This is a genomic window from Streptomyces sp. NPDC049687, from assembly GCF_044465285.1.
Lineage (GTDB): Bacteria > Actinomycetota > Actinomycetes > Streptomycetales > Streptomycetaceae > Streptomyces.
On record NZ_JBITLN010000004.1, the window covers coordinates 582,479 to 600,623 of the forward strand.

Annotated in this window: 15 protein-coding genes; 3 read left to right on the forward strand and 12 right to left on the reverse strand. The window is 70.6% G+C overall.

The window, feature by feature from the left end:
- Window positions 1–34: 34 nt before the first annotated feature.
- Genes ACIBVL_RS16805 through tkt form a run of 7 tightly spaced genes read right to left on the reverse strand, consistent with a single transcriptional unit; the run spans window position 35 to window position 8,864 of the window.
- Window positions 35–628, reverse strand: a complete 594-nt coding sequence (locus tag ACIBVL_RS16805; protein ID WP_399097886.1) for a histidine phosphatase family protein — start codon at window positions 626–628, stop codon at window positions 35–37.
- A 7-nt stretch (window positions 629–635) separates the two neighbouring features.
- Window positions 636–1,517 carry a phosphogluconate dehydrogenase (NAD(+)-dependent, decarboxylating) gene (gene gnd, locus ACIBVL_RS16810; protein WP_399097887.1) on the reverse strand — a complete coding sequence of 294 codons (882 nt, stop codon included), beginning with the start codon at window positions 1,515–1,517 and terminating at the stop codon, window positions 636–638.
- A gap of 9 nt (window positions 1,518–1,526) precedes the next feature.
- The gene (gene pgi, locus ACIBVL_RS16815; RefSeq protein ID WP_399097888.1) at window positions 1,527–3,167 is read right to left on the reverse strand and encodes a glucose-6-phosphate isomerase; all 1,641 of its coding nucleotides are present in this window, start codon (window positions 3,165–3,167) and stop codon (window positions 1,527–1,529) included.
- Window positions 3,160–4,095, reverse strand: a complete 936-nt coding sequence (opcA, locus tag ACIBVL_RS16820) for a glucose-6-phosphate dehydrogenase assembly protein OpcA (protein ID WP_399097889.1) — start codon at window positions 4,093–4,095, stop codon at window positions 3,160–3,162. The genes pgi and opcA overlap by 8 nt, the downstream gene beginning before the upstream one ends.
- Window positions 4,092–5,627 carry a glucose-6-phosphate dehydrogenase gene (gene zwf, locus ACIBVL_RS16825; RefSeq protein WP_399097890.1) on the reverse strand — a complete coding sequence of 512 codons (1,536 nt, stop codon included), beginning with the start codon at window positions 5,625–5,627 and terminating at the stop codon, window positions 4,092–4,094. Before zwf ends, opcA begins: the two co-directional genes overlap by 4 nt.
- Complete coding sequence (gene tal / locus ACIBVL_RS16830) at window positions 5,624–6,769, reverse strand: transaldolase (protein WP_399097891.1); 1,146 nt, start codon at window positions 6,767–6,769, stop codon at window positions 5,624–5,626. Before tal ends, zwf begins: the two co-directional genes overlap by 4 nt.
- A gap of 19 nt (window positions 6,770–6,788) precedes the next feature.
- Window positions 6,789–8,864, reverse strand: a complete 2,076-nt coding sequence (gene tkt, locus ACIBVL_RS16835; protein ID WP_399097892.1) for a transketolase — start codon at window positions 8,862–8,864, stop codon at window positions 6,789–6,791.
- 146 nt (window positions 8,865–9,010) lie between these two features.
- Between tkt and ACIBVL_RS16840 the strand changes: the two genes are divergently transcribed.
- Together ACIBVL_RS16840 and ACIBVL_RS16845 are read left to right on the forward strand one after the other, a co-directional pair.
- The gene (locus ACIBVL_RS16840) at window positions 9,011–9,898 is read left to right on the forward strand and encodes a helix-turn-helix domain-containing protein (protein ID WP_399097893.1); all 888 of its coding nucleotides are present in this window, start codon (window positions 9,011–9,013) and stop codon (window positions 9,896–9,898) included.
- 343 nt (window positions 9,899–10,241) lie between these two features.
- Window positions 10,242–10,925 carry an SDR family NAD(P)-dependent oxidoreductase gene (locus ACIBVL_RS16845; RefSeq protein WP_399097894.1) on the forward strand — a complete coding sequence of 228 codons (684 nt, stop codon included), beginning with the start codon at window positions 10,242–10,244 and terminating at the stop codon, window positions 10,923–10,925.
- A gap of 7 nt (window positions 10,926–10,932) precedes the next feature.
- Here ACIBVL_RS16845 and ACIBVL_RS16850 read toward each other — a convergent pair whose 3' ends face one another.
- The 5 genes from ACIBVL_RS16850 to ACIBVL_RS16870 form a co-directional block, all read right to left on the reverse strand.
- Window positions 10,933–12,522: a DUF4157 domain-containing protein gene (locus ACIBVL_RS16850; RefSeq protein ID WP_399097895.1), complete on the reverse strand. Its 1,590-nt coding sequence runs from the start codon at window positions 12,520–12,522 to the stop codon at window positions 10,933–10,935.
- Between the two features lie 177 nt (window positions 12,523–12,699).
- Window positions 12,700–14,091: a glycoside hydrolase family 16 protein gene (locus tag ACIBVL_RS16855; RefSeq protein ID WP_399097896.1), complete on the reverse strand. Its 1,392-nt coding sequence runs from the start codon at window positions 14,089–14,091 to the stop codon at window positions 12,700–12,702.
- A 175-nt stretch (window positions 14,092–14,266) separates the two neighbouring features.
- Complete coding sequence (locus ACIBVL_RS16860; protein WP_399097897.1) at window positions 14,267–15,514, reverse strand: Ig-like domain-containing protein; 1,248 nt, start codon at window positions 15,512–15,514, stop codon at window positions 14,267–14,269.
- Between the two features lie 223 nt (window positions 15,515–15,737).
- The gene (locus ACIBVL_RS16865; RefSeq protein WP_399097898.1) at window positions 15,738–16,532 is read right to left on the reverse strand and encodes an IclR family transcriptional regulator; all 795 of its coding nucleotides are present in this window, start codon (window positions 16,530–16,532) and stop codon (window positions 15,738–15,740) included.
- A 4-nt stretch (window positions 16,533–16,536) separates the two neighbouring features.
- Complete coding sequence (locus tag ACIBVL_RS16870) at window positions 16,537–16,962, reverse strand: MarR family winged helix-turn-helix transcriptional regulator (protein ID WP_399097941.1); 426 nt, start codon at window positions 16,960–16,962, stop codon at window positions 16,537–16,539.
- A 263-nt stretch (window positions 16,963–17,225) separates the two neighbouring features.
- Here ACIBVL_RS16870 and ACIBVL_RS16875 point away from each other — a divergent pair, with 263 nt between their 5' ends.
- The gene (locus ACIBVL_RS16875) at window positions 17,226–18,143 is read left to right on the forward strand and encodes an SDR family NAD(P)-dependent oxidoreductase (RefSeq protein WP_399097899.1); all 918 of its coding nucleotides are present in this window, start codon (window positions 17,226–17,228) and stop codon (window positions 18,141–18,143) included.
- Window positions 18,144–18,145 lie beyond the last annotated feature (2 nt).

The following is an 18,145-nucleotide window of genomic DNA, read 5'->3' on the forward strand; positions in this document are numbered from 1 at the left end:
GACTCTGGCGGGCCCTTCGCACGGTGTCAACCGACTACGGCCGCACGTTCCACTCCGCGATCACCGGTCGGCCGTGCTCCGTCGACAACCGGCTGTACGTGCCCGTGGCCAGCTGGAACAACCGCCCTTGCGCGGGCGGCAGTCCGAGCCGACGGGCCGTCAGCACCCGCAGGAAGTGCCCGTGGGCCACGAGCACGGCGTCCCCGCCACAGTTGGCGAGCGCCGCGTCGACGCGGGACAGCACCCGGTCGGCGCGCCGCCCGATCTCCTCCGGCGACTCACCGGGATGACCGTCGGGGCCGGCCGGGACGCCGTCGGTCCACAGGTCCCAGGTGGGGCGGTCCCGATGGATCTCGACGCTGGTGATGCCCTCGTAGGCCCCGTAGTCCCACTCGTGCAGGTCGGGCGCGGCGACGGCCCCGCCGATGCCGGCGAGCTCGGCGGTGCGCACCGCGCGGTGCAGCGGGCTGGTCAGGGCGAGGCAGAAGGTCCGGCGGGAGAAGAAGGGAGCGAGCGACTTCGCCTGCAGTTCACCGTTCTCGGTGAGGGGCAGGTCGGTCCAGCTGGTGTGCTGTCCCGAAAGGCTCCACTCCGTCTCGCCGTGGCGGACCAGCAGCAGATCCCCCACGGCCGTACTACTCCTTCGCCGACTCGACGGCGTGGCCGCCGAACTGGTTGCGCAGCGCCGCGATCATCTTCATCTGCGGCGAGTCCTCCTGGCGGGACGTGAACCGGGCGAACAGCGAGGCCGTGATCGCGGGCAGCGGCACCGCGTTGTCGATGGCGGCCTCCACGGTCCAGCGGCCCTCACCGGAGTCCTGTGCCCAGCCGCGCAGCTTGTCGAGGTGCTCGTCCTCGTCGAGGGCGTTGACCGCCAGGTCGAGCAGCCAGGACCGGATGACGGTGCCCTCCTGCCAGGAGCGGAAGACCTCACGCACGTCCGTCACGGAGTCGACCTTCTCCAGCAGCTCCCAGCCCTCGGCGTAGGCCTGCATCATGGCGTACTCGATGCCGTTGTGGACCATCTTCGAGAAGTGCCCGGCGCCGACCCTGCCCGCGTGGACATAGCCGTACGGGCCCTCCGGCTTGAGCGCGTCGAAGATCGGCTGGAGCCGGTCGACGTGCTCCTTGTCGCCGCCGACCATCAGGGCGTAGCCGTTCTGCAGGCCCCACACGCCGCCGGAGACACCGGCGTCGACGAAGCCGATGCCCTTGGCGCCGAGCTCGGCGGCGTGCTTCTCGTCGTCCGTCCAGCGGGAGTTGCCGCCGTCGACGACCGTGTCGCCGGCCTGGAGCAGGTCGCCGAGTTCGTCGACGACGGACTGGGTGGCGGCGCCTGCCGGGACCATCACCCAGACGGTGCGCGGCGCCTCGAGCCGCTCGACGAGTCCGGCGAGGTCCTCGACGTCGGAGAGGTCGGGGTTGCGGTCGTAGCCGATGACGGTGTGGCCGGCGCGGCGGATGCGCTCGCGCATGTTGCCGCCCATCTTGCCGAGACCAATCAGACCGAGCTGCATATCAGTTCACTACTTCCTGAGTTCACGGTAGGCGGCCACGAGGGCGGCGGTGGAGGGGTCGAGGCCGGGCACGTCCGCGCCTTCGGTGAGGGCCGGCTCGACGCGCTTGGCGAGGACCTTGCCGAGCTCCACGCCCCACTGGTCGAAGGAGTCGATGTCCCAGACGGCACCCTGCACGAACACCTTGTGCTCGTAGAGGGCGATGAGCTGGCCGAGGACCGACGGGGTCAGCTCGGCCGCCAGGATCGTGGTGGTGGGGTGGTTGCCCCGGAAGGTGCGGTGCGCGACCTGCTCCTCGGGCACGCCCTCCGCGCGGACCTCGTCGGCGGTCTTGCCGAAGGCGAGCGCCTGCCCCTGCGCGAACAGGTTGGCCATCAACAAATCGTGCTGCGCCTTGAGTTCGTCGCTCAGCTCACCGACGGGACGGGCGAAGCCGATCAGGTCGGCCGGGATCAGCTTCGTGCCCTGGTGGATCAACTGGTAGTAGGCGTGCTGCCCGTTGGTGCCGGGCGTACCCCACACCACCGGCCCCGTCTGCCACTCGACGGGCCTGCCCTCGCGGTCCACCGACTTGCCGTTGGACTCCATGTCGAGCTGCTGGAGATAGGCGGTGAACTTCGACAGATAGTGCGAGTACGGCAGCACCGCATGCGACTGGGCGTCCAGGAAGTTGCCGTACCAGATGCCCAACAGCCCCAGGATCAAAGGGGCGTTGGCCTCGGCGGGCGCGGTGCGGAAGTGCTCGTCGACCAGGTGGAAGCCGTCGAGCATCTCCCGGAACCGGTCCGGGCCGATGGCGATCATCAGGGACAGTCCGATCGCCGAGTCGTAGGAGTAGCGGCCGCCGACCCAGTCCCAGAACTCGAACATGTTGTCCACGTCGATGCCGAAGCCGGCGACCTTCTCGGCGTTCGTGGACAGCGCGACGAAGTGCCTCGCGACCGCCTTCTCCTCGCCGCCCAGGCCCTCGAGGAGCCAGGACCGGGCCGAGGTGGCGTTGGTGATCGTCTCGATGGTGGTGAAGGTCTTGGAGGCGACGATGAACAGGGTCTCCGCCGGGTCCAGGTCCCGTACGGCCTCGTGGAGATCGGCGCCGTCGACGTTCGACACGAATCGGAACGTCAACTCCCGTGCCGTGAAGGCGCGCAGCACCTCGTACGCCATCGCCGGTCCCAGGTCCGAGCCGCCGATGCCGATGTTGACGACGTTGCGGATGCGCTTGCCGGTGTGCCCGGTCCACTCGCCGGAGCGGACCCGCTCGGCGAAGTCGCTCATCTTCCGCAGCACGGAGTGGACCTGGGGGACGACGTTCTCGCCGTCGACCTCGATCACCGCGTCGGCCGGGGCGCGCAGCGCGGTGTGCAGGACGGCCCGCCGCTCGGTGACGTTGATCTTCTCGCCGCGGAACATGGCGTCCCGCAGCCCGAACACGCCGGTGGCGGTGGCCAGTTCGGTCAGCAGGGCCAGCGTCTCGTCGGTGACCAGGTGCTTCGAGTAGTCGATGCGCAGGTCGCCGACGCGCACCACGTACCGTTCGGCGCGAGAGGGGTCCGCCGCGAACAGCTCGCGCAGATGTGCCTGCCCCTGGGCGCGGTGGTCCGCCAGGGCGGCCCACTCGGGCCGCTGGGTGAGCCGGGTTGTGTCAGACATGAGAGGGGGTCTCCTTGGTGCCCTCACCCCTGAGGGCGACGGCGTACATCTCGTCCGCGTCGAGGCGCCTGAGCTCCTCGGCGATGAGTTCGGAGGTGGTGCGGACCTTCAGCGCGAGGGTGCGTGAGGGCTGGCCCGGCAGGGAGAGCGTGGCCAGGGGGCCCTCGGGGCGGTCGATGACGATGTCGCCGTCCGCCGTGCCCAGGCGCACGGCCGTGACGACCGGTCCGGCGGTGACCACGCGGTCGATCCGGACGCTCAGCCGCGCCTCGAGCCAGCGGGCCAGCAGCTCGGCGGCCGGGTTCTCCGCCTCGGCCTCCACCGCGCCCGAGACGATCGGCACCCGGGCCTGGTCCAGAGCCGCCGCCAGCATGGAGCGCCACGGCGTGAGCCGGGTCCACGCGAGGTCGGTGTCGCCGGGGGCGTAGGACCGTACCCGGGTCTCCAGCGTCCGCAGCGCGTTCTCGACGGCGTAGAGGTCGGTGATCCGGCGCTGCGCGAGCGCGCCCAGCGGATCCTTGGACGGGTTCTCCGGCGCGTCCACCGGCCACCACACGACGACCGGCGCGTCCGGCAGCAGCAGCGGCAGGACGACGGAGTCGGCGTGGTCGGACACCTCGCCGTAGGTCCGCAGGATCACCGTCTCGCCGGTGCCGGCCTCGGAGCCGACGCGCACCTCGGCGTCCAGCCGCGACCGGGTGCGCTCCCTCGGGGTGCGGGCGTGCCGCTTGATGACGACCAGGGTGCGCGAGGGGTGCTCGTGCGAGGCCTCCTCGGCCGCCTTGATCGCGTCGTAGGCGTTCTCCTCGTCCGTGACGATGACCATCGTCAGGACCATGCCCACGGCGGGTGTGCCGATGGCGCGGCGACCCTGCACCAGCGCCTTGTTGATCTTGCTTGCCGTGGTGTCGGTCAGGTCGATCTTCATGGCCTGCGCCAGCTCCGTCCGTCTCGTGCGAGCATCTCGTCGGCTTCCTCGGGACCCCAGCTGCCCGAGGCGTACTGCGCGGGCCTGCCGTGCGCCGCCCAGTACTCCTCGATCGGGTCGAGGATCTTCCAGGACTCTTCCACTTCCTGGTGGCGCGGGAAAAGGTTGGCGTCGCCGAGCAGCACGTCCAGGATGAGGCGCTCGTACGCCTCCGGGCTCGACTCCGTGAAGGACTCGCCGTAGGCGAAGTCCATCGTGACGTCCCGGATCTCCATCGAGGTGCCCGGAACCTTCGAACCGAACCGTACCGTGATGCCCTCGTCCGGCTGGACGCGGATGACGATCGCGTTCTGCCCGAGCTCCTCGGTGGCGGTGGAGTCGAAGGGGGAGTGGGGCGCCCGCTGGAAGACGACCGCGATCTCCGTCACCCGGCGGCCGAGCCGCTTGCCGGTGCGCAGGTAGAAGGGGACGCCCGCCCAGCGGCGGTTGTCGACGTTCAGCTTCACGGCGGCGTACGTGTCCGTCGTGGACGCCGGGTCGATGCCGTCCTCCTCCAGGTAACCGCGCACCTTCGCACCGCCCTGCCAGCCGCCCGCGTACTGCGCCCGCACGGTGTGGCGGCCCAGGTCCTCCGGCAGCTTCACGGCCTCGAGCACCTTGAGCTTCTCGGTGAGCAGCGAGGCCGCGTCGAAGGAGGCGGGTTCCTCCATGGCCGTCAGTGCCATCAGCTGCAGCAGGTGGTTCTGGATGACGTCACGGGCCGAGCCGATGCCGTCGTAGTAGCCGGCCCGGCCGCCGATGCCGATGTCCTCGGCCATGGTGATCTGGATGTGGTCGACGTACGACCGGTTCCAGATCGGCTCGAACATCGTGTTGGCGAACCGCAGCGCCAGGATGTTCTGGACGGTCTCCTTGCCCAGGTAGTGGTCGATGCGGAACACCTGGTCCGGCTCGAACACGTCGTGCACGACCGCGTTCAGCTCCCGCGCGCTCGCCAGGTCGTGCCCGAACGGCTTCTCGATGACCGCCCGCCGCCAGGATCCCTCCCGCGCCTTCGCCAGCCCGTGCCTCTTGAGCTGCTCGACGACCTTCGGGAAGAACCTGGGCGGCACGGAGAGGTAGAAGGCGAAGTTGCCGCCGGTACCACGAGAGGTGTCCAGCTCGTCGACGGCGGCCTTGAGCTGCTTGAACGCCGTGTCGTCGTCGAAGTCGCCCGGGATGAACCGCATGCCCTCGGCGAGCTGCTGCCAGACCTCCTCGCGGAACGGGGTCCGCGAGTGCTCCCGCACCGCGTCATGCACGACCTGCGCGAAGTCCTGGTCCTCCCAGTCGCGCCGGGCGAACCCGACGAGCGAGAAGCCCGGCGGCAGCAGACCGCGGTTGGCGAGGTCGTAGACGGCCGGCATCAGCTTCTTGCGGGACAGATCGCCCGTCACGCCGAAGATCACGAGGCCGGACGGGCCGGCGATACGGGGCAGACGCCGGTCGCGGGGATCCCGCAGAGGGTTGTCCCACACAGGTATGGTGCTCATTCCGCGTCAGCTCCCCTGCTCAGCAGCGACTTCGTGACCGTGTTCAGCAAGTCCTCCCACGCCGCCTCGAACTTGGCGACACCCTCGTCCTCCAACCGGGTGACGACCTCGTCGTAGGAGATACCGAGTGCCGCTACGGCGGCCAGATCGGCACGGGCCCGCGCGTAGCCGCCGGTCACCGTGTCGCCGGTGATGGCGCCGTGGTCGGCGGTGGCGTGGAGGGTGGCCTCCGGCATGGTGTTGACGGTGCCCGGAGCCACCAGATCGTCCACGTACAGCGTGTCCTTGTATGCGGGATCCTTCACACCCGTGGACGCCCACAGCGGACGCTGCTTGTTCGCCTTCGCCCCGGCCAGCGTGGTCCAGCGGTCGCCGGCGAAGACCTCCTCGTACGCCTCGTAGGCGAGCCGCGCGTTGGCCAGCGCCGCCCTTCCCTTCAGCGCGAGGGCCTCGTCCGTGCCGAGGACCGTCAGCCGCTTGTCGATCTCGGAGTCGACGCGGGAGACGAAGAAGGAGGCCACGGAGTGGATGGCGGAGAGGTCCAGGCCGTTGGAATGCGCTTTCTCGAGGCCGGCCAGGTAGGCGTCCATGACCTCGCGGTAGCGCTCCAGCGAGAAGATCAGCGTGACGTTGACGCTGATGCCGAGGCCGATGACCTCGGTGATCGCCGGGAGGCCGGCCTTCGTCGCCGGGATCTTGATCATCACGTTGGGGCGGTCGACGAGCCAGGCGAGCTGCTTGGCCTCGGCGATGGTGGCCGCGGTGTCGTGTGCGAGGCGGGGGTCGACCTCGATGGACACGCGACCGTCGACACCATGCGATGTGGTGTATACGGGATGCAGGATATCGGCTGCCGCCCGCACGTCGGCGGTCGTCATCATCCTGACGGCCTCGTCGACCGTCACGCCCCGCACGGCCAGGTCGGCGAGCTGGTCCTCGTAGCCCTCGCCGGAGCCGATGGCGGCCTGGAAGATGGACGGGTTGGTGGTGACGCCGACGACGTGCTGCGTGGCGACGAGTTCGGCCAGGTTGCCGGACCGGATCCGGTTGCGCGACAGGTCGTCCAGCCAGATGGAGACGCCCTCGTCGGACAGGCGCTTGAGTGCTCCCGCGACAGCGGTTGCTTCGGTCACTGTGATCATCTTCTTTCTGGCGTTCGGATCAACCACGCGCGGCAGCGAGGGATTCCCGGGCTGCGGCGGCGACGTTCTCGGGGGTGAACCCGTATTCGGCGAACAGGATGTTCGCGTCGGCGGAGGCGCCGAAGTGTTCGAGGGAGACGATGCGTCCCGCGTCCCCCACGAACCGGTACCAGGTCAGGCCGATGCCCGCCTCGACCGCGACCCGGGCCTTCACCGACGGCGGCAGGACGCTGTCGCGGTACGCGCGCGACTGCTCCTCGAACCACTCCACGGACGGCATCGACACCACCCGCGTCCCGATCCCCTCGGCCTCCAGCAGCTCGCGCGCGGCGACGGCGAGCTGCACCTCGGAGCCGGTGGCGAGGAGAACGACGTCCGCAGTGCCGGAGGAGGAGTCGACGAGGACGTAACCACCCTTCGCCGCGTCGGAGTTGGGCGCGTACGTCGGCACGCCCTGGCGGGTGAGGGCGAGCCCGTGCGGCGCCGGGTGGGTGGCGTGCCGCTTGAGAATCTCCGCCCAGGCGATCGCGGTCTCGTTGGCGTCGGCCGGGCGGACGATGTTCAGGCCCGGAATGGCGCGCAGCGAGGCCAGGTGCTCGACCGGCTGGTGAGTGGGGCCGTCCTCGCCGAGGCCGATGGAGTCGTGCGTCCACACGTACGTCACCGGCAGCTGCATCAGCGCCGACATGCGGACGGCGTTGCGCATGTAGTCGGAGAACACCAGGAACGTCCCCCCGTAGATACGGGTGTTGCCGTGCAGCGCGATGCCGTTCATCTCGGCGGCCATCGAGAACTCGCGGATGCCGAAGTGCACGGTACGGCCGTACGGGTCCGCCTCGGGCAGCGGGTTGCCCTCGGGGAGGAAGGAGGAGGCCTTGTCGATGGTGGTGTTGTTGGAGCCGGCGAGATCGGCGGAACCGCCCCACAGCTCGGGGACGACCGCGCCCAGCGCTTGCAGCACCTTGCCGGAGGCGGCGCGGGTGGCGACGGACTTGCCGGGCTCGAACACCGGCAGCGCGTCCTCCCAGCCCTCCGGGAGCTGACCGGCGACGACCCGGTCGAACAGCTTCGCCCGCTCCGGGTTGGCGCCGCGCCAAGTGCCGAGCTGCTTGTCCCAGGCCGCGTGCGCCTCGGCGCCCCGGTCGAGCGCGGCGCGGGTGTGGGCGAGGACGTCGGCGTCCACCTGGAAGGACTGCTCGGGGTCGAAGCCCAGCAACCGCTTGGTGGCGGCGACCTCGTCCGCGCCGAGCGCCGAGCCGTGGGAGGCCTCGGTGTTCCGGGCGTTCGGGGCGGGCCAGGCGATGATCGTACGCATCGCGACCATGGAGGGGCGCGCGGTCTCGGCCTGCGCCGCCCTCAGAGCCGTATGCAGGGCGGATACGTCGATGTCGCCGTTGTCGGCGGGCTCGACGCGCTGCACGTGCCAGCCGTACGCCTCGTACCTCTTCAGCACGTCCTCGGAGAACGCGGTGGCGGTGTCGCCCTCGATGGAGATGTGGTTGTCGTCGTAGAGGAAGACCAGGTTGCCGAGCTTCTGGTGGCCGGCGAGCGAGGAGGCCTCGGCGGAGACGCCTTCCTCCAGGTCGCCGTCGGAGACGATCGCCCAGATCGTGTGATCGAACGGCGACTCGCCCTGCGGTGCCTCCGGGTCGAACAGACCACGCTCGTACCGGGCGGCCATCGCCATGCCCACGGCGTTGGCGACACCCTGGCCGAGCGGCCCGGTGGTGGTCTCCACGCCGGCGGTGTGCCCGTACTCGGGATGTCCGGGGGTCTTCGAGCCATGGGTCCGGAAGCGCTTCAGGTCCTCGAGCTCCACCTCGTAGCCGGAGAGGAAGAGCTGGGTGTAGAGGGTGAGCGAGGTGTGGCCGGGGGAGAGGACGAACCGGTCACGGCCGGTCCACTCCGGGTCCGCCGGATCGTGACGCATCACCTTCTGGAAGATCGTGTACGCGGCGGGGGCCAGGCTCATCGCGGTGCCGGGGTGGCCGTTGCCCACCCGCTGTACGGCATCCGCCGCCAGAAGGCGTGCGGTGTCGACGGCACGCCGGTCGAGCTCGGTCCATTCGAAGCTGTTCGGGGTCTGCGTGCTCATCTTCAAGAAGTCCTCGATGGGAGGGGGAAGCTGGGTCTTGCGTGTTCAAAAGTAAAAGTCTGACTTTTACGGGGGAAGGTCTGCCTGTGTCAGCCTGTGGTGAAAGTGGGACACAGGCGGCGGCAGCAGGGCGGCGAGAGAAGGACATGGCGGACAGAAACCCCCAAGACGGCGATGGCATCAGCACCCTTCCCTTTCCGGTCGAGCTGAGTGTCGGCGGTGTCGGTATGCAGGTCGGCCCCATGGCGCCGGGCCGCACCTGGCACGCCGAGGACGCGCCGCTGGACCGCGTCCACCGGATCGACTTCCACGTGGTGATGCTGTTCGACGCCGGCCCCGTACACCACATGATCGACTTCGCGGAGTACGAGGCCACGGCCGGCGATCTGCTGTGGATCCGCCCGGGGCAGGTCCACCGCTTCTCGAAGTCGAGCGAGTACCGCGGAACCGTTCTCGCCATGCAACCCGGCTTCCTGCCCCGCGCCACGGTCGAGGCCACCGGCCTGTACCGCTACGACCTGCCGCCCCTGCTCCGCCCCGACCCGGCCCGACTCGCAGGCCTGCGCGCGGCCCTGACGTACCTGCGACAGGAGTACGAGGACGACGCGACCCTCCCGCTCAGCCTGCACACGGCGGTGCTGCGGCACTCCCTGACGGCGTTCCTGCTGCGGCTCGCGCACCTCGCGGCGAGTTCCGCGGAGGCCGGGCGGCGCACCGAGTCGACGTTCACCCTCTTCCGGGACGCCGTGGAGCGTGACTTCGCGACCAATCACAGCGTCAGCGCCTACGCGGACGCGCTGGGTTACTCCCGCCGTACTCTGGTGCGCGCGGTCCGCGCCGCCACCGGAGAGACGCCCAAGGGCTTCATCGACAAACGGGTCGTCCTGGAGGCCAAGCGGCTGCTGGCCCACACGGAGCTGCCGATCGGGCGCGTCGGCGCGGCGGTGGGCTTTCCCGATCCGGCGAACTTCTCCAAGTTCTTCCAACTGCACACCGGGCAGACGCCGGTGGGGTTCCGGGCGGAGTTGCGGTGAGAGGCGGCCGACTTTCGGTGGTCGGTGACAGGTGGCCTGTGGTCGGTGGGCGACCGAATGCGGGGCCGGGGGCCTGTCGACTGTCTGCGGTCCGAGGTGGCGGTCGACGGTCTGCGGTCTGGGGGCGGCAGTCGACCGTCTGCGGTCTGGGGGCGGCAGTCGACGGTCTGCGGTCTGGTGGCGGCGGTCGACCGTCTGCGGTCTGGTGGCGGCGGTCGACTGCAGACAGTCGCCCGTCGGTCGTCATCGGGACCGGGCTGTGGGCGGTTTCCGGCGAGACTCCGCTTTCCCTGACTGACAGGCTTGTCCCTCATACGAGTCAGGGCGGCGAAAGGGCGCGGCAGTGATCGCATTGGTGACCGGGGCGAACCGTGGCATCGGCTACGAGGTGGCACGGCAACTCCTGGGCCGTGGCTGGACGGTCCTGGTCACCGCCCGCTCCGAGCGGGCCGCCGAGGAGGCCGCCGCGCGGCTCGGCGGCGCGGGCGCGCATCCGCTGCTGCTGGACGTGACGCGTCCGGCGGACGCGGAGGCGGCGGCGCGGGTCCTGCGGGAGCGGTTCGGCGGCCTCGACGTCCTGGTGAACAACGCGGCGATCACCTACGACACCTGGCAGCGGGCCGCGGACGCCGACCTGGACGTCGTACGCGAGGCCATGGAGACCAATCTGTACGGGCCGTGGCGGCTGGCTCAGGCCCTGCTGCCGCTGCTGCGGGCGAGCGGGCGTCCGCGCATCGTCAACGTGTCCAGCGAGGGCGGCTCCCTGGCCGCCATGACCGGCGGCACGCCCGCCTACTCCACCTCCAAGGCCGCGCTCAACGCGCTCACCCGGATGCTCGCGGGCGAACTGCGCGCCGACGGCGTCCTGGTCAACTCGGTCTGCCCCGGCTGGGTCGCCACCGACATGGGCGGCCCGGGCGGCCGACCCGTCGCCGAGGGCGCCGCCGGGATCGTATGGGCCGCGACGCTGCCCGACGACGGTCCGACCGGAGGCTTCTTCCGCGACGGGCGGCCGCTGCCCTGGTGACGTTCCGTCAGGTGGCGTGCCGCTGCTCCCACTCCCGGAACACGGAGGTCAGGAACGCCTCGCCGCGGGACACGCTCGCGGTGGAGTCGTTGCAGGAGAACGAGGCGGGCCAGCTGGGGTTGAACTTCAGCAGCATGACGGTGGCGTTGCTCTCGGCGGTGTCCTGGTCCACGCCGAGGCCGTCCCGCATCCACGCGAAGACCGCACCGCGGCGCTCCGCCTCGCGGACGATCGGATCGCCGCCGCCCCTCACCTGGCCGGCCGCGTTCACGATGCCCTTGCGCTGCATGGCGTCCTTGAAGGAGACGCCCATCCGTCGCCATTTCTCCTCCCACTCGGCGCGTTTGGCCGCGGCCTGCTGCTTCAGCTGGTCGGCCTGCTGCTGCGTGAGCGGCGCGGCGTTGCCGTGGGCCATTTTCATCGCGGCGGTGATCGTGGGGCTGAGCGAGGGATAGACGGACTCGCCGAACTGGGTGAAGAGAGCGTCCCAGTTGGTCTTGTTCAGGACGTGGCCGGTGCTGCCGGCGGCGGTGATGTCCACGGCCCCGACGGGGTTGCCGTGCGCGTACAGGACGTAGTCCGGCCGGGTGGTGCCGAAGGTCACCTGCGTGGCGTAGTCCATGCCCGCGGGGAGGTTGGGGCTTCCGGCGCCTTCCAGGCGGGCCTGGGCGACGGATTCGATCGCGTAGCCGAACTCCTTGGAGATACCGCCGTTCCTGCCGACGGCGTTGAACTCCTGCCAGACCTCGACCCAACGCTTCGTGTAGCCGTCGTAGGTGGCGAGGGGGCCCAGTTGCGGCGCGGTGGTGACGTAGTGGTAGGCCCACTCGACGGCGTTGTCCACGGCGGTGAAGAAGTCGTTGAAGGCCTGTGTGTCGGCCGTCTGGGGCGGGCCCTGCTTGATCTCGACCTTGCGGCGCTGCAGCACGGCGCCACCGCCGGCGGGGTCCTGCCGGACGGCGTGTTCCGGGGCGGGCGCGGCGGACGGCGCCGGACCCGCGAGCGCTCGCGCGGCGTTCGCCTCGGCTTCGCGCTCGAAGCGGTCACCGGGGTCCGACACCCGCAGCCCGGCACCGTTGTCGGTGCCGGAGACCGGTCCCTGCCGCTGCTGGATGACATGGGTCAGCTCATGGGCCAGGGTGTGCCGGTCCCCGCCGCCCTCGCCGAGGACGATGTGGTGGCCCGAGGTGTAGGCACGGGCGCCGATCTCGGACGCGGAGGCCTTCGCCGCGGCGTCGGTGTGGACGCGGACGTCGGAGAAGTCGGCGCCGAGGCGGGACTCCATGTCCGTACGGGTGGCGTCGTCGAGTGGCCGGCCACCGCCGCGCAGGACGTCGTGGACCGCCGACCGCTGTACGGGGGGAGCGGCCCCGTGGCCCGCGGCGTCCTGGTGACCGCAGTCCGCGCCGTGCCGGTGCTCCTCCCGTGCCGCGGTCGCGGGGTGGCCCTCCCGGCGGAGCGACTGGACGACCGCGCCGTTGCCCGCGGTGCGCTGCAGGGCGAGGAGCCGGTGGGCCGGCGTTCCGGTGTTCGCCGAGGTCGTCGTGCCCTTGCGGGGGGAGTCGTCGGGAGTTCTGCCGGGCTTCGCTGTGCGCACGAGGTGCCTTCCGGGCGGGAGGGGTGGTCCATCCCTGCATACCGGCCGACCGCGCGCCCGGAAAGAGGCGTGGGGGCAGATCTGCCTGCCCCGAGGGGCAGTCGGGGGTCTGCGGGGCTGCGCCGGACGCCCCGACCCGTGCGCAGGTCGGGGCGTCCGGCGCCGCCCGGGACGGGATCAGTGACCGAACGTGAACCAGTTGACGTTCACGAAGTCCGCCGACTGCCCGCTGGTGAAGGTGAGATACACGTCGTGCGTACCGGTGACGGAGCTGATGTTCGCCGGAACCGTCTTCCATGTCTGCCAGCCGCCGGTGTTGGCCACCGCGAAGCTGCCGATCGGCGTGCTGGTACGGCTGTCCAGGCGCACCTCGACCAGCCCGCTCACCCCGGAGGCCGCGCCGCTGGCGACCCGCGCGCTGAACTGGGTCGCCGCGGTCGAACCGAAATTGACGCCCTTGTACGACGCCCAGTCGCCGTTGGCGAGATAGCCGAGGTCCTGGCCGCCCCCGGTGTCGGTCGTGGTCTCGGTGGTGGTGCCGGACTGGCTGTCGTAGGACTCGGCCTGGAGGGTGGAGTAGGCGTCACGGCTGCCGGACGGCGGGGGCGTGGTACCGCTCCCACTGCCCGAGGCCTGGAGCACCTGCACGTAGTCGACGACCATCGGGTGGCCGGGCTCGGTGGCGCTGTCCAGGCCGCCGCCGAACGCGTCGGGGAAGGCTCCGCCCATCGCCACGTTCAGGATGACGAAGAAGCCGTGGTTGGTGGCGTTGGCCCAGGTCGTCGCGTCGACCTGACTGGCCGTCACCGTGTGGTAGTTGACGCCGTCGACGAAGAAGCGGATCGCCTCGGGGGTGACCGAGCGGTCCCATTCCATCGTGTAGGTGTGGAAGCCGGACTGGCAGGTGGTGTTGGGACAGGCGGTGTTGTTGCCGATGCCGCTCGTCTCGTTGCACGGCCCGCCCGGGTTGGTGCCGCAGTGCATGGTCGCCCAGACCTTGTTCAGGCCCTGGACGTTCTCCATGATGTCCAGTTCGCCGACGCTCGGCCAGTTCTGGTAGTTGCCCCGGTAGGGGGCGCCGAGCATCCAGAACGCGGGCCAGTAGCCCTCGGCCGCGGTGCCGGTGACGTTGGGCATCTGCAGGCGGGCCTCGACGCGCAGTCTGCCGCCGGACGGGGGCTGGAAGTCGGTGCGGGTGGTCTCGATACGCCCCGAGGTCCAGTTGCCGGCCGCGTCGCGCAGCGGGGTGATGCGCAGGTTGCCGTTGCCGTCGAGCGAGACGTTGCTGGTGCTGTTGGTCATCGTCTCGACCTCGCCGGTGCCCCAGTTGGCGGGACCACCCGGATACGAAGTCCCGGTGCTGTACTGCCAGTTGGAGGTGTTGACGCCGGTGCCGGCGGTGCCGGTGAAGTCGTCGAGGAAGACCTGCGTCCAGCCCGACGGGGGTGTGGGCGCGGAGGCGTTCGCGGGCAGGGTGACGGCCGTCGCCGCGGCGGCCGCCAGGCCGAGGGTGCCCAGGACGGCGACGAGCGCGCGTCGCCGCCTGGACACGCCGGAGGGTGCACTCATGGGGGGACCTCTCGGGTACGGAGTGGTGGGGTGCGGGTGCCTTTGACAGCGCTGCCCCTTGAGAGCGCTCTCAAAGTGGGCCCAATGTGCTCTCCGTCGCGAGGGTCGTCAAGACTTAAAGCGAGGAAAGTCCTTTCGTCCCGGGGGAGTTCAGGGCGTGAACCGCGCAAAGGTGTTAAACCGCGCTGCCCGCCTTCCAGTCCGCCCAGGGCAGGTTCCAGCCGTTGAGGCCGTTGGCGGGGTCGACGGTCCTCTCGCCCGAGTTCTTCACGATCACCACGTCGCCGAGCAGGGAACTCTCGTAGAACCTGTACCCCGCGACGGAGCTGTCGCCCGCGCCCTTGGCGTCGTGCAGTCCGACGCAGCCGTGGCTGGTGTTCTGGCTGCCGAACACCGAGGTCGAGGCCCAGTAGTTGCCGTGGACGAAGGTGCCGGAGGTGGTCAGGCGCTGGGCGTGCGGCACGTCGGAGATGTCGTACTCGTCGCCGAGGCCGACCGTGGAGGACTCCATCCGGGTCTGCTTGAACCGCTCGCTGATCACCATGATCCCGGACCAGGTGGTGTGCTCGGAGTCGCCGCCGGAGACGGGGTAGGTGGCGTAGGTCGCGCCGTCACGCTCGACCACCATCTGCTTGCTGGACAGGTCGACGGTGCTGATCTGCTCGCGGCCGATGTGGAAGGTGACGTCCTTCGACTGAATACCGTAGACACCATCCCGTCCTTCGACGTCCTTCAACCGCAGACTGAGGGTGATCTTGGTGCCGGCCGCCCAGTACGTCTCCGGCCGGAAGTCCAGCCGGGTGTCGCTGAACCAGTGGCCCACGATCTCCACCGCCGGCTCGGCGGTCACGGTGATCGCCTTCTGGACGGCGGCCCTGTCCGACACGGCGTGGGTGAAGTTGATCGACACGGGCATGCCGACGCCGGAGGTCGAGTCCGCCTCGGGGGTGTAGTAGCCGACGAAGGTCTCGCCGGGCGACCTGGTGGTGAAGGTGGCCGTCCGGGCGTCGACGCCCTCCGCCCGGGCGGTGACCGTGTACGTGGTTCCCGAGTACGGGTTCCTCGTCGACGTCCACGTGGTCCGGGCGTCGTTGAGGGAGCCCTCCAGCGTGGAGCCGTCGTCGCCCGTCACCGTCACGGACGCGAGGGTGCCGTCGGTCACCGTCACCTCGACGGGGCTGCTGAACGCGGCCTTCTTCGTGCCGTCGGCGGGGGTCACCGAGATCACCGGCTGCTTGGCGGCCGCCGATGCCTTCGTGGAAGCGGAGGCCCGGGTGCCCGAGCCCTCCGAGGCGTCCGCCGACCCGGAACCGCACCCGGTCAGCGCGACGGCCGGCACGGCACTCAGCACGGCCAGGATCCCGCGGCGGGACCACCCCTGCGACTGCTGCTCGGACCGGTTCGATATGTGCGAGACGCCCACGGCACGCCTTCCTGAGATGTCCACCTTTGCGCCTGCATCCTGCGCCCCGCACATGGGTCGATCCTTTGAATGCCCGGGCCGCAGGCTGAGATTTCGGTGAGGACGGGCTGGGAGGGGGCGGAGCGATGGGGCCGCCGGTGGAGGGCGGCGGGGATCCGGGCGCGTGGGGCCCCGGCGGGAAGCCTCCGCGACGCTGTGTGAGGTCCCCCGGCGCGGGGGTGCCTCAGACCTGTGGCTCCCCCGGCTGCCACCCCAGGGCCCGGGAGATCCCGCGGGCGGCGACCCGTACGGCCGGTGCCAGCACCGGCACCTGGGCGTGGGCATGCGGGACGACCACCGACACGGCGGCGACCACCGCACCGCCCGGCCCGCGCACCGGGGCGGCCACCGACAGGGCGTCGTCCGTGACCTGACGGCTGCTCACCGCGACGCCCATACGCCGGACTTCGGCCAGTACCCGGCGCAACCGGGCGGGATCGGTGATGGTGTGCGCAGTGAAGGACGCCAACGGCCCGGCACAGTAGGCCTCTTGGAGTGAGGGCCCGCCGTGGGCCAGGAGCACCAGCCCGACTCCGGTGACGTGCAGCGGCCAGCGGGCGCCCACCCGGATGTGCACGCCTACCGCCGAGCGCCCGGAGATCCACTCGGTGTAGACGACCTCGGACCCGTCCCGCACCGCCAACTGCACGTTCTCGTGCGTGGCTTCGTAGAGATCCTCCAGATACGGCAGCGCCACCTGGCGCAGTGCCAGGCCGCGCGGCGCGAGCGCGGCGATCTCCCACAGCCGCAGGCCCACGTGATACAGGCCGGACGCGTCCCGCTCCAGCGCGCCCCACTCGGTCAGCGCGCCCACCAGCCGGTGCGCGGTGGTCAGGGTCAGCCCCGCCCGACGGCCGATGTCGGTCAGGGACAGCGCCGGGTGGGCGTGGTCGAACGCGGCGAGCACGGCCAGCAGCCGGTCCGGCGCGGAACGGGAGGTCGTCGCGGGGCGGCCCTGGTCCACTTCTGTCGTCCTCATGGCATCAGCTCAGCCTGTCCTCCGCGACCCGCAGCAGCAGCGTGTGCAGGGCGTCGCGTTCGGCGGGGCCGAGCGGGCCCAGCAGTTCGTTCGTCACGCGCAAACCCGCCTCGTCCGTGCCGCGCAGAAAGGCGCGGCCGTCCTCGGTGAGGACCACGATCCGGCTGCGGCGGTCGTCCGGGGCGGGCCGGCGCTCGGCGAACCCCAGTTTCTCCAGGTCGTCGACCAGGCCGACGATCGCGCTCGGGTCGTACCCGAGCCGTGTGCTCAGTTCGCGCTGGAGCGCGCCCTCGGCGGTGGCCAGGAAGCGCAGCACCGCGTAGTGGCGCAGTCGCAGCCCCGACTCCTGGAGGAACGTGTTGAAGAGCTGACCCGAGCGCAGGCCCAGCCGGTAGAGCAGGTAGCCCGTGTCCGCGTGCAGTCCGCGCATCCACGGCTCGTTCCCGTCGATCGGGGCGGCGGCGTTCACTGCGTTGTCCTGGCGGGCGATGGCGGGCTCCCTGGTCTCGGCCCCTTCCGGGGGCGGTGCGTCGTGCCGATTCCAGCATGACTCACCCGCAGGTGGACAACAACTATTGACGACAACAATTATTGCTCTTAGCTTCGATCTCGAAGCCGCACCCGCCGCGACCCGCGTGGTCGCAGCTCCTGTGACCCCCTCGTGGTCATAGCTCTTCCTGAAGGGACTCGCTCGTGACCAGCATCGATCTCACCGGCAAGGTCGCCGTCGTCACCGGCAGCGGCCGGGGCCTCGGTCTCGCCTACGCCCACGCCCTGGCCGCCCACGGCGCCTCCGTGGTCGTCAACGACGTCGACGAGGCGGTCGCCGAGCAGGCCGTGAAGTCCATCACGGAGGCCGGCGGCACCGCTGTCGCCGAGGTGGTCCCGGTCGGCACCACCGAGGCCGCCGAGCGGCTGGTCGCCCGCGCGGTCGAGGAGTTCGGGCGGCTCGACATCCTGGTCACCAACGCGGGCATCCTGCGCGACAAGGTGCTGTGGAAGATGACCGACGACGACTTCGACGCGGTCGTCACCACCCACCTCAAGGGCACCTTCACCTGCGCCCGCGCCGCCGCCGTACGGATGCGGGAGCAGGGCGAGGGCGGCACGCTGATCCTGGTCGGCTCCCCGGCGGGCCAGCGCGGCAACTTCGGCCAGACGAACTACGCCGCCGCCAAGGCCGGCATCGCCGCCATGGCCCGCACCTGGTCGATGGAGCTGGGCCGCGCCAACATCACCGTGAACGCGATCGTGCCGGTCGCAGCGACCGCGATGACCGAGACCATCCCCGCCTTCGCCCCGTACATCGAGGCCATGAGGAACGGCGAGCCGCTCCCGGACTTCCTGCGCAAGGGCGAGGGCTTCGGCACGCCTGAGGACTGCGCCGCGCTCGTGCCCTTCCTCGCCTCCGGGGCGGCACGTGGCATCACCGGTCAGGCCATCGGCATCGGCGGCGACAAGGTGGCACTCTGGTCGCATCCGCAGGAGATCAAGACCGCGTACGCCGACGGAGGCTGGACCCCCGCGAGCCTGGCCGACGCCTTCCCCACCTCGGTCGGCGCCGAGCTGCAGACCGTCGGCATCCCGGCGCCCAAGTTCCCGGAGGCCTGACC

Excerpts from the sequence above, each read along its gene's own strand:
- gnd (WP_399097887.1), bottom strand. The coding sequence starts at position 1,517 with ATGCAGCTCGGTCTGATTGGTCTCGGCAAGATGGGCGGCAACATGCGC.
- pgi (WP_399097888.1), bottom strand. The coding sequence starts at position 3,167 with ATGTCTGACACAACCCGGCTCACCCAGCGGCCCGAGTGGGCCGCCCTG.
- opcA (WP_399097889.1), bottom strand. The coding sequence starts at position 4,095 with ATGAAGATCGACCTGACCGACACCACGGCAAGCAAGATCAACAAGGCG.
- zwf (WP_399097890.1), bottom strand. The coding sequence starts at position 5,627 with ATGAGCACCATACCTGTGTGGGACAACCCTCTGCGGGATCCCCGCGAC.
- tal (WP_399097891.1), bottom strand. The coding sequence starts at position 6,769 with ATGATCACAGTGACCGAAGCAACCGCTGTCGCGGGAGCACTCAAGCGC.
- tkt (WP_399097892.1), bottom strand. The coding sequence starts at position 8,864 with ATGAGCACGCAGACCCCGAACAGCTTCGAATGGACCGAGCTCGACCGG.
- ACIBVL_RS16840 (WP_399097893.1), top strand. The coding sequence starts at position 9,011 with ATGGCGGACAGAAACCCCCAAGACGGCGATGGCATCAGCACCCTTCCC.
- ACIBVL_RS16855 (WP_399097896.1), bottom strand. The coding sequence starts at position 14,091 with ATGAGTGCACCCTCCGGCGTGTCCAGGCGGCGACGCGCGCTCGTCGCC.
- ACIBVL_RS16865 (WP_399097898.1), bottom strand. The coding sequence starts at position 16,532 with ATGAGGACGACAGAAGTGGACCAGGGCCGCCCCGCGACGACCTCCCGT.
- ACIBVL_RS16870 (WP_399097941.1), bottom strand. The coding sequence starts at position 16,962 with ATGCGCGGACTGCACGCGGACACGGGCTACCTGCTCTACCGGCTGGGC.